Consider the following 3,746-nt stretch of genomic DNA (forward strand, 5'->3'; position numbering starts at 1 on the left):
CTCGATCCGCCAGCCGGCCGGGGCGCAGGAGTAGGCGACGTGCCGGACCAGGGGGTGCCGGAAACCGAACCGGCCCGTTCCGGCAGCCGCGCGGACCACGTCGCGCGCGGCGAGCTCGTCCAGGGCGTCGAGGGTGCGGACGCGGGAGATGCGCGCGGCGACGGCGACCTGGCCGGGGTCGAAATCGTCGCCGACGACGGCCGCCGCGCGGGCGACGAGCAGGGCGTCGGCGGGCAGGGCGTCGAGTTCGGCCGCGAGAGCCATCCGAACGGGCGAGGGCACGGCAGGCGGGCCGGAGTGCTCGGGGTCGGGGTCGGAATCAGGGTCGGGGTCGGGATCGGGGTCGGAGCCGCCGGTCCCGGGGCCGCCGCGGACGAGGGCTTCCAGGTAGAAGGGGTTGCCCCGACTGGCGGCGTGAAGCCTGCGGGACCGCGCCGGACACGGCAACGGCCCCCGGACGTCGCCCCCGCCGAAGACGCCGACGACACCCGCCTCGGCCGTCGCGGTCCGATCGCCGGAGACGCCCGGTGCGAGGACGGTCAGGAACTCCTCGACCTCGCGGGCGTCGAAGGGCCGGACGGCGATCCGGTGGAGGCGTACGGGGCCCCGGCCGGTGCCCGGGCCCGACGTGCGCGAGGTGCCGGCGTGCTGGAGCGCGGCCGCGAGCCGGGGCGGGACCTGTGCGGTGCGGTAGGCCATGGCGATCAGGACGCGTCCGCACGGCGGGTGGCGCAGCAGGTGGTCGACGAGTTCGACCGACGCCTCGTCGGCCCAGTGCACGTCGTCGAGGACGACGAGCAGCCCGGACGGTGCGGCCAGCACGTCGAGCAGGTCTCGTACGGCACTGAATCCCCGGTACCGGTCGGCGGCCACCGGGTCCACCCCCGGCACCGCGCGGGCGGTGGCTTCGAGGGCGGGGAAGATCGCGGCGAGCCGGTCGAGGACCGGTCCGGGAAGCTTGCCGCGCAGCCGGGTCGCGTGGGTCCGCAGGTGGTCGTCGAGGGCGTCCACCACGACCGCGAGCGGTACCTCGTGCTGGAACTCGGCGGCCCGGCCGGAGAGCACCGCGAGGCCGCGGGCCCGGGCCGAGGTCTCGAGTTCGCCGAGCAGCCGGGTCTTGCCGATGCCGGGTTCGCCGAGGATCTCGACGAACCCGGGGACGCCCCGGGTGGTGGCCTCGACGGCGCGGGCCAGCACACGCAGCGGTTCGTCGCGGCCGATGAGCGGGCGGACGTCCGGAGGGGAGGGATCGCCCGTGTCGGCCGGTGCCCGGCCGGGTGCGTCCTCCGGCGTCGGCTGCTCCGGTGCTGCGTCGGGCGCTGGCATGGCTGCTCCTCCGAGGACGCGTGCGACTGCGCGCGGACGATGCCATCCATGATCGACGGGTGTACGGCCCGGTGCATCGGCCGGACGGGTGGCATCCGCCGGCTGCGCCGGTTCCACCCGCTCGGGAACCGGCCTGCGGCGCGCTCAGAAGTAGCAGGTGATCCGCAGGTCCCGGAAGACGAACTCGTTGGCGGGTATCGGCATGTAGCGCGTCGGATCGGCCGGGTCCTCCTGGCGCCACCGCTTCCCGGAGCACCGCAGGTGCACGGTCTCGTTCATCGAGTCGTTGCGCACCGTTCCGACGCACACCCAGTCGTGGGCGTCGACGTCGTTGCGGGTGTACGCGGCGAAGTAGGCGCCGCGCCGCTCCAGCCGCAGCCGGGCCGCGAGCACACGGCCGTCGCCGACGGGCGGCCCGTACTGGTTGGTGTCGTACAGCGTGCCCAGGTTCCAGTTGATCCGGTAGCCGTCGTCCTCGTCGTGTTCGGCGCCGACGAACGGCGGGGCGCCGTGGGGGTCGTAGAAGGCGTCCTTGTCGCGGAAGGAACGCGGGAACCGCGGCGAGCCGTCCTCGTCGTACGGCGGGTGGTGCGTGCCGGGGTCGGCGTTGACCACCGCCATCTCGCACATGGTGGCCTGGGCCGCCACGGCCGAGTCGATCCGCACCTCGGCGGCGAAGTCCCCGCGCAGACCGTGGATCACGCCGAAGCCGCCGCCGCTGTAGAACGGCCAGTCGCCGAGGGCGTACCAGGTGCGCTCCTCCAGCTCGGCGAGGCGGCGCTCGACCGGGTCGGCGGGCAGGGGCGGCTGCGGGTCGCCCGGGTACGGGGTGATGCGGACGTGGATGCCGTCGTCCTGGAAGACGTGGCAGTGGGGATTGGCCTTGGCGTAGCCGAGTGCGAAGCGGCTGGTGTCGGTGTGGGTCCCGGCGAACGTCTCGTCGAGCCGGCGGGTGCCGGGGCGGAGGGCTCGGGCGGTGTCGAAGGTGGAGTCGGTCCCGACGGCCCACGCGTACGGCTGCGCGGCGGCGAGCGCGTGGTCGTCGGGGCCCGGCTCGGTACGGGGCAGGACGAGCACGCCGAGCCGTACGTCTCCCGAGCGTTCGGCCGCGTCGAGCCGGAGGGCGAGGCCGGTGGGCCGGCCGTCGGGGCCGATCAGGTCGTCGAGGCCGGCCAGGACCAGGTCGAGGGCCCCGTCCTGGAGGACCGTGCCGAGCAGGCCCGGGTCGGGGCTGACGGCGGGGCCGTCCAGCGCGGGTCCGGTCAGCGCGGTGCCCACGCGGGCGTCGAGCTTGCGGGCGTGGCGCAGCAGTTCGGGGTCGGAGGCGGCGACAACGAGGCGGGTGGTGGCGGTGCGGCGGGTGAAGATCTCCACCACGGCGGCGACGGTGTCCGCGCCGCCGGTGCTCACCCGCACCACGTAGGTGACTTCGTCGGGCAGGGCGTCGAGGAGGTCGTCGAGCGCTTCGATGCGGACGGGCGCGTGGCCCGGGGGCCGGTAGTGGAAGTCCGGGGAGCCGCGCGGCTTGAAGGTCGCGCCCAGGTCGAGCGCGCGGAGCCGGGTGAGGGTGAGTTCGCCGACGGAGGCCGTCGAGTCGGCCTGGCGGGGCAGGCCCCGGTCGGAGCCGGGGACGACGCGTCCGTCGGCGGTCACGGCGACGTCGAAGACGAGGACGTCGGCACCCTGGACGTAGGCGGACGTCAGCGCGGTGCGGGTGTGGGGCGGGGCGTGCAGGGCGTTGCCGCCGATCGCGGCGATCCTCATGGTGTCGTCAACTCCTCTTCGCTGGTCGGGCCGGCGGCGCACACCGCGTACCCCTGCGGGGGAAGGGCGTGTTCTGCGCGAGCACCTTGGTCGTGCAGGTGTCGGGTGCCGGGTTGCCGATCCGGACGGCTTCGACCGTGTCGGCGCGGTCGGACGGGAGACCGGTGGGTTGCGCCCCGGGGGTCTCGGTGAGGACGACCCCCCGGTAGCGGTGCGCCCCGCTCCCGGGGATCGTCCCGATGCGCTCGGCCTCTCGGCCGGTGTCGAAGTGGACGGCGATGCGGTACTGCCTGTCGGGTGTCCCCTCGGGGTCGGCTCCGCCGGACATCGTGGTCTCGCTTTCGGAGGAGGGCGCCGGTGGGGTGTCGCGGCGTCAGTCCTCCCGGTCGTCGGTGTGCGCCCAGACCTCGGCAACGGGTGCGGCCCGTTCGGTGATGCCGTCGAGCAGTCGCAGCTGGGTGCGTTTCTCCGCCCCGGCGGGTGCCGGTCCGTCGGCGAGCAGGGCGGGGCCGCCTCCCGGCAGCGGCGTGAGCACGTCGGCGTACGGGCACGGGCCGATGTCGAGCAGGGGGCAGAAGGCGCACGAGCCGCGGGGGCGCGTCAGGTGCCCGATGCGTTCGTCGTGGCCCAGCCGGCCGGAGCGGGCCTCGTGCAGG

General features: G+C 75.1%; 3 protein-coding genes and 1 pseudogene. All 4 read right to left on the reverse strand.

The window, feature by feature from the left end; genetic code table 11:
• The coding region (locus ABZ641_RS29095) for an AAA family ATPase (RefSeq protein ID WP_359986492.1) at positions 1-1,326 on the reverse strand (1,326 nt) is incomplete at its 3' end.
• 144 nt (positions 1,327-1,470) lie between these two features.
• Complete coding sequence (locus ABZ641_RS29100; protein ID WP_359986495.1) at positions 1,471-3,090, reverse strand: glycerophosphodiester phosphodiesterase family protein; 1,620 nt, start codon at positions 3,088-3,090, stop codon at positions 1,471-1,473.
• A 7-nt stretch (positions 3,091-3,097) separates the two neighbouring features.
• Positions 3,098-3,418, reverse strand: a complete 321-nt coding sequence (locus tag ABZ641_RS29105; RefSeq protein ID WP_359986498.1) for a hypothetical protein — start codon at positions 3,416-3,418, stop codon at positions 3,098-3,100.
• Positions 3,419-3,463: 45 nt separating this feature from the next.
• Positions 3,464-3,746: pseudogene (locus ABZ641_RS29110) on the reverse strand (hypothetical protein); the annotation flags it as partial.

The sequence above is a fragment of the Kitasatospora sp. NPDC007106 genome, from assembly GCF_040634455.1.
Taxonomy (GTDB): domain Bacteria; phylum Actinomycetota; class Actinomycetes; order Streptomycetales; family Streptomycetaceae; genus Kitasatospora; species Kitasatospora arboriphila.

Bases quoted from the DNA above. Each gene is read 5' to 3' on its own strand.
- ABZ641_RS29100 (WP_359986495.1), bottom strand. From the start codon at position 3,090: ATGAGGATCGCCGCGATCGGCGGCAACGCCCTGCACGCCCCGCCCCAC.
- ABZ641_RS29105 (WP_359986498.1), bottom strand. From the start codon at position 3,418: ATGTCCGGCGGAGCCGACCCCGAGGGGACACCCGACAGGCAGTACCGC.